The organism is Actinokineospora sp., assembly GCF_050699995.1.
Lineage (GTDB): Bacteria > Actinomycetota > Actinomycetes > Mycobacteriales > Pseudonocardiaceae > Actinokineospora.
Genome location: NZ_JBOHGC010000388.1, coordinates 1 through 1680 on the forward strand (window position 1 = coordinate 1; position 1680 = coordinate 1680).

Annotated in this window: 2 protein-coding genes; one reads left to right on the forward strand and one right to left on the reverse strand. The window is 68.2% G+C overall.

Annotated features, from left to right (window positions below; genetic code table 11):
- The coding region (locus ACRDSQ_RS19085) for a transposase domain-containing protein (protein WP_431422936.1) at window positions 1-924 on the reverse strand (924 nt) is incomplete at its 3' end.
- Between the two features lie 116 nt (window positions 925-1040).
- Here ACRDSQ_RS19085 and ACRDSQ_RS19090 point away from each other — a divergent pair.
- The gene (locus ACRDSQ_RS19090; RefSeq protein WP_431422937.1) at window positions 1041-1490 is read left to right on the forward strand and encodes an MFS transporter; all 450 of its coding nucleotides are present in this window, start codon (window positions 1041-1043) and stop codon (window positions 1488-1490) included.
- Window positions 1491-1680 lie beyond the last annotated feature (190 nt).

The window sequence follows — 1680 nt, forward strand, 5'->3', positions numbered from 1 at the left end:
GTGGATGACCGGGAGCCCGCGGTCGTCGAACGCCGCGGGGACGGCGTTGATGTCGCTGAGGTCGGCACCGGCGCGGGCGGCGGCGAGCAGACCCTCGCGGCGGCGACCGCGGATGGTGGGCGTGACCAGTGCGGTGAGGTAGGTCCCGTCGGGCAGCACCCGCACGACGGGCAGACCCAGCTGAGTCGGGGCTCGCCACAGCAGCGCCGCGCCGGTCGCGGCGGCAGTGTCCCACGCCTGCCAGGAGTAGAAGCCCCGGTCAGCGGTGAGCAGTTCATCGGCGCGCAGCCGTGGATACAGGCGTTGCGCGAGGGTCTTCTCCCCAACGCTGTAGGCGTCGACCTCGGCGGCCACGAAGGCGTGGGTGCCGCACTCGGCCAACGCGACCACCCTGGCCTTGGGGAACGCCGAGCGGTTGTCCCCGGACCCGGCGTAACCGAACTCGGCCGCGTTCTCCTTACTGTCGGGCACGTCGATATCGAACCCGTCGATGGCCAGCAGCCGCCACCGGCGCAGGAACGACCCACGCGCGGTACCCAACGCCACACCTTCGGCGGCCGGACCGGCCTCGCCGGCGACCGGGCCACAGGTACGTTCGAACAATTCCGGGAACACGTCACGACCCAACCGCTTCCGGGCCTGAGTGATCGCACTGGCCGTCGGCACACTCCAGGCCGCGTTCCAGCAATTCCATCGGTCCAGCGACCCGGTGACCCTGGCCGCGACCTCTTCGTAGTCGTCCTCGGGAAACAGACACAACCCCAACGTCAGATACGTGACCACATGCGCCGGCAGCTTGCCATCCGAGCGTTTCTCCCGGACCCCGCACACCGCAACCGCCTCATCGACCGCATCCCGCGGCACCGCGCTGACCAGCACCCCCAGCGACACCTGATCCGGCCGCACCACCACACCATCACCCATGACCAGCGACCGTGCCACCCCCACAACCCGCGATGACCACACCACGCCGAACCGAACTACCAACTCAGTCAGGAACTCGATCAACTTAGGCTACGTGGCATTGGGCCCAGTTCGGGCTGCTCATCTCCGCCGGCGCGATCGGAGCGCTGGTCGGTACGCCGGTGTATCACCTGCTGGAGCCGCGGGTTGGCAGCCTCACGCTGCTCCGAGCCGGGTTGGTGATCGAGACCTCGGTGCACCTGGTCCTGGCGCTCACCCGGAACCCCTGGGTCGCGGGAGCCACGATGGCCGTGTTCGGGATCCACGCGATCGTGTGGGGCACGGTGTCCACTACCGCCCGCCAGCTTGCGACACCGGAGGCACTGCTCGGCCGGGTGAACAGCGTCTACCTGCTGGCTTCAGTGGGAGGTGCCGCGCTCGGGTCGCTGCTGGGCGCAGTACTGGCTCAGCGGTTCGGGCTGGCGGCACCGTTCGCTACAGCCTTCGTCGCGATGGCAATGATGACGGCGATCGCTTGGCGACCGCTACGACATGTGTCGGTTCGGGCGGCCGCCTCGGAGCAGTGACACCTGCTCCGCTGGACTAAAACCAGGTGGAGGCTCGCGGCCGACTGTTGTTAGTCTCGATGGCCGAGAGCCCCAACTGTAGGCGGGGAAAGTCCCCGGTGAAGTGGTCTCGTGGCTGATTCCGCTGCGAGTGGGCCGAGTCACTATCGATCGGAGCACTCTGTCATGCCCTCGACCACTTCCCTAGGTC